At 70.3% G+C, this 4,397-nt stretch carries 7 protein-coding genes; 1 reads left to right on the top strand and 6 read right to left on the bottom strand.

The window, feature by feature from the left end:
* A partial coding sequence (locus AC1D15_RS19555) for a hypothetical protein (protein WP_477827288.1) occupies positions 1–194 on the top strand: 194 nt, incomplete at its 5' end.
* 18 nt (positions 195–212) lie between these two features.
* On the opposite strand, the gene rng is transcribed toward AC1D15_RS19555, so the two are convergent.
* The 6 genes from rng to AC1D15_RS19525 form a co-directional block, all read right to left on the bottom strand.
* Positions 213–1,718 (bottom strand): ribonuclease G, encoded by a 1,506-nt coding sequence (gene rng, locus AC1D15_RS19550; protein ID WP_465114634.1) that lies wholly within the window; start codon positions 1,716–1,718, stop codon positions 213–215.
* 25 nt (positions 1,719–1,743) lie between these two features.
* Entirely contained in the window at positions 1,744–2,361 is a 618-nt protein-coding gene (locus AC1D15_RS19545; RefSeq protein WP_477827287.1) for a Maf family protein, read from the bottom strand.
* Between the two features lie 9 nt (positions 2,362–2,370).
* The gene (gene rlmH / locus AC1D15_RS19540) at positions 2,371–2,838 is read right to left on the bottom strand and encodes a 23S rRNA (pseudouridine(1915)-N(3))-methyltransferase RlmH (protein WP_047505597.1); all 468 of its coding nucleotides are present in this window, start codon (positions 2,836–2,838) and stop codon (positions 2,371–2,373) included.
* Positions 2,835–3,632 carry a ribosome silencing factor gene (gene rsfS, locus AC1D15_RS19535; protein WP_477827286.1) on the bottom strand — a complete coding sequence of 266 codons (798 nt, stop codon included), beginning with the start codon at positions 3,630–3,632 and terminating at the stop codon, positions 2,835–2,837. The genes rlmH and rsfS overlap by 4 nt, the downstream gene beginning before the upstream one ends.
* The gene (gene nadD, locus AC1D15_RS19530) at positions 3,633–4,226 is read right to left on the bottom strand and encodes a nicotinate-nucleotide adenylyltransferase (RefSeq protein ID WP_047505592.1); all 594 of its coding nucleotides are present in this window, start codon (positions 4,224–4,226) and stop codon (positions 3,633–3,635) included.
* Positions 4,223–4,397, bottom strand: a 175-nt coding sequence (locus AC1D15_RS19525) for a coproporphyrinogen III oxidase (protein ID WP_477827289.1), incomplete at its 5' end; no start/stop codon positions are given. The genes AC1D15_RS19525 and nadD, both read right to left, overlap by 4 nt.

The following is a 4,397-nucleotide window of genomic DNA, read 5'->3' as shown; positions in this document are numbered from 1 at the left end:
ACCTGGATTTCACCGGGCCGGAGAAAGCCGCCGAACGCGAGGCGCTGGAACGCCAGCGGCGCAAGCGCCGCGAACCGCTGCGCTGGATCGCCTATGCGGTGCGCGACGGCGTGCGGCGGTTGCGCGGCAAGGACCTCGGCAACAACGAGCACCGCAAGGCGCACCTGCTGTGGGAATTCGAGGCGGTCAAGTAGGCCTCGCCCCCGCAGCCGCTACATCAGCACGATGTCATACGCCTCCGGCGAGCCGGCGGCCTCGGCCTGCAGCGAGATCGGCTTGCCGATGAAGTCGCTCAGCCCCGCCAGGTGCTGGCTCTCTTCGTCGAGCAGCATCTCGACCACCGCAGGCGCCGCGATCACGCGGAACTCCTTCGGGTTGAACTGGCGCGCCTCGCGCAGGATCTCGCGCAGGATGTCGTAGCAGACGCTGCGCGGCGTCTTCACCTGGCCCTTGCCGCCGCAGGTGGGGCACGGCTCGCACAGCATGTGCGCCAGCGATTCGCGCGTGCGCTTGCGCGTCATCTCGACCAGCCCCAGCTGCGTGAAGCCGCTCACCGTGATCTTGGTGCGGTCGCGCGCCAGCTGCTTGCGCAGCTCGCCGAGCACCGTGCCCTGGTGCTCCTCGCGCGCCATGTCGATGAAGTCGATGATGATGATGCCGCCCAGGTTGCGCAGCCGCAGCTGGCGCGCAATGGCCTGCGCGGCCTCGAGGTTGGTCTTGAAGATCGTGTCGTCGAAGTTGCGCGCGCCGACGTAGCCGCCGGTGTTGACGTCGATCGTCGTCAGCGCCTCGGTCTGGTCGATGATCAGGTAGCCGCCCGACTTCAGGTCGACGCGCCGCGCCAGCGCCTTCGCGATCTCCTCGTCGATGTTGTACAGGTCGAAGATCGGCCGCTCGCCCTTGTAGTGCTGCAGCTTGCCGACCGAGCCCGGCGTGTACTCGGCGCCGAACGCCACCAGCTGCTCGTGCTGCATCAGCGAATCGATGCGGATCGACTGCGTCGCGTCGTTCACCAGGTCGCGCAGCACGCGCTCGACCAGGCTCAGGTCCTGGTGCAGCAGCGTGCCCGGCGGCGACTTGAAGCTGCGCTCGCGGATCGCGCCCCAGGTCTTGCGCAGGTAGGCGATGTCGTCGCCCAGCTCGGTGTCGGTCGCGTCCTCGGCATTGGTGCGCAGGATGAAGCCGCCGCCCGCATACGCGGTGGCCGGCGGCTGGCCGTCCTCGGTCTTGCCGGTCAGCTGGTTCATGCGGGTGCGCAGCTGGTCTCGCAGCTCGTGCGAGCCGATCTTCTGCGAGATGCCGATGTGGTCGTCCTGCGGCAGGAACACCAGCATGCGCCCGGCGATGCTGATCTGCGTGGACAGCCGCGCGCCCTTGGTGCCGATCGGGTCCTTGATGACCTGCACCGTCAGCGTCTGGCCCTCGAACACCAGCCGCTCGATCGGCGGCGGCGGCGCGGCGCCGGGCGCATGGTCGTTGCGCGGGCCGCTGCCGACCACGTGCACGTCGGCCACGTGCAGGAAGGCGGCGCGCTCCAGCCCGATGTCGATGAAGGCCGACTGCATGCCCGGCAGCACGCGGGCCACGCGGCCGGCGTAGATGTTGCCGACGAGGCCGCGCTCGAGCGTGCGTTCGAGGTGGAGTTCCTGCACCGCGCCGTTCTCGACGATCGCGACACGGGTCTCTTGGGGTGCCCAGTTGATGAGGATGTCTTGCATGGGCGCTCTTGTTGTGGCGGCGGCGTCAGAACCTGACGCGCGCTTGTCTCAGCAGTTGGGCCGTTTCGTACAGGGGCAAACCCATGATACCGGAGTGACTGCCGTCGATCCGGCGGATCCAGCCCGCCATCGCGCTCTGGATCGCGTACGAGCCGGCCTTGCCGAACGGCTCGCCGCTGGCGATGTAGGCCTCGATCCACGCCGGCGGCAGCAGCGCCACCTCGACGCGCGAGACGTTGACGAGCAGCTCGCGCCGCCGGCCGTGGGCCAGCGCGACGGCYGTCAGCACGCGGTGCGTGCGGCCCGACAGCAGCCCGAGCACCCGGCGCGCGTCGTCGGCATCGGCCGGTTTGCCGAGGATGCGGCGCCCCACCGCGACGGTGGTGTCCGAGCACAGGATCGGCGCGCCGGGCAGGCCGCGCGCCGCATGGCGCTTGCGCGCGGCGGCCAGCTTGGCGAGGGTCACGCGCTCGACGTAATCGGCCGGCAGTTCGCCGGCCCGCTCGGCCTCGAGCGCCTCGGCATCTTCGTCGGCATCGGGCAGCAGCAGCTCGTGGCGCACGCCCACCTGGTCGAGCAACTGGCGGCGGCGCGGGCTCTGCGACGCAAGGTAGATGAAGTCGTGCAGCGGGGCGTCGGGCATCCGGGTCCGCTATTCGCGGTGGTAGGGGTGGTTCACGGTCAGCGTCCAGGCCCGGTACAGCGCCTCGGCCAGCAGCACGCGCGCGAAGGCATGCGGCAGCGTCAGGTCGGACAGCCGCATCGTCTCGTCGGCGCTGCGTTTCAGCCCGGCATCGAGCCCGTCGGGGCCGCCGACCAGGAAGGCGACGTCGCGCCCGTCGGGCAGCCAGGCCTTCATGCGGGCGGCCAGCTGCACGCTGGTCAGCCGGTCGCCGCGCTCGTCGAGCACGACGCGGCGCACGCCCTTCGGCAGCGCCGCCTCGATGCGGGCGGCCTCGGCCGCCATCATCTGCTCGGCGGTGCGCGAGCCGCGGGTCTCGGCCTTGACGGCCTTCAGCTCGAGGCGCATCTCCGGCGGGAAGCGCTTCGCGAAGTCGTCATAGGCCGTCTCGGCCCAGGCCGGCTGGCGCTGGCCGACGGCGACCAGCAACAGCTTCACGCGCGCGAGGCGGTCTTCTTCGCCGGCGCTTTCCGGGCGGGAGCCTTCTTCGCCGGGGCCGCTTTCGCCGGAACCGTTTTTGCCGGGGCCTTCCTGGCCGCGACCGGCCTGGCCGCAACGGTCTTGGCGGCAACCTTCTTCGCCGGTGCCTTGGCCGGTGCCGCCTTGGCCGCCGCCTTCTTCGCCGGCGCAGCGCTCTTCACGCCGACCGTGCGGGTCACGACGCTGCCGGTCTTGGCCGGTGCCGCCTTGCGGGCCGGGGCCTTCTTGGCTGCGGCCGGCCGGGCCGCAACGGTCTTCGCCGCAGCCTTCCTGGCCGGTGCCTTGGCCGGGGCCTTGGCGGGCGCCGACCTGGCCGCCGTCTTGGCGGGGGCCTTGCCCGAAGCGGCCTTCTTCGCCGGCGCCTTCTTCGCCACCGGCTCCTCGGCCTTCACGAGCCTGACCGGCGCCGTGTCCACCTTGAGCTTGACGGGCTTGTCGCCCCAGATCTCCTCGAGGTGGTAGTACTCGCGGATCGACGGTTGCATCACGTGGACGACGGCAGCGCCGCAGTCGACGATGATCCATTCGCCGTTGTCCTCGCCCTCGGTGCGCAACACCGGGAAGCCGCCCGATTTCACCGCATCACGCACGCTGGCTGCGAGGGCCTTGGTCTGGCGGTTCGAGGTGCCCGAGGCGATGATCACGCGCTCGAAGAGCGGCGAGAGATGCTCGGTGTTGAAGACCAGGATGTTCTGTGCCTTCACGTCTTCCAGACCATCGACGATGGCGCGCTGCAGTTTTCGGATGTCCATTCAACTCCTGAGTTCGCCCGTGTACAGGGCGTATTGGTCAATATAACGCGCCACGGGGGCGGGCACCAGATCGTCGACCGCAAGTCCCCGGGCCACGCGGGCACGGATGTCGGTCGACGACACGTCCATCATCGGCAGCGGCACCGCCCGGTGCGGCTGCGCCTGCACCTCGCGGCTCGCCGCCATCGTCACGCCGGGCCGGTTCGCGACCGCCAGCGTGACGCGTTGCAGCAGATCCTGCCAGCGCACCCAGCTGTGCAGCCCGGCGTACTGGTCCTGGCCGATCACCAGGAACCACTCGACGCCCGGCTCGGCGGCCTGCAGTTCGCGCACGGTGTCGAAGGTGTAGCTCGCGCCGCTGCGGCGCAGCTCGCAGCCTTCGAGCGTGAAGCGCGGCTCGCCTTCGATCGCCAGCCGCACCATCGCCTCGCGGTGCACGGCGGGCGTCAGGTCACGGTGTTTCTGCCATTGGCGACCCGCCGGCACCCAGCGCAATTCGTCGAGCTCGAGTTGCGACAACGCGACACGGGCCAGCGCCACATGCGCCACGTGCACCGGATCGAAGCTGCCTCCGAACAGCGCAATGCGCTTCAAGGGAAGGTCTCTTCGGCCCAGGGGCGCGGTCGCAGGAAGTCGCTGTACAGGCGCGCCTCCGGCGTGCCGGCCGCGGGCGACCAGTTGTAGCGCCACTTCACGAGCGGCGGCATCGACATCAGGATCGACTCGGTGCGCCCGCCCGACTGCAGCCCGAACAGCGTGCCACGG

Source organism: Rhizobacter sp. P2_H2 (genome assembly GCF_056403375.1).
Note: the sequence above shows the minus strand (reverse complement) of the source record. Positions and strands in the feature narration are given on the sequence as shown.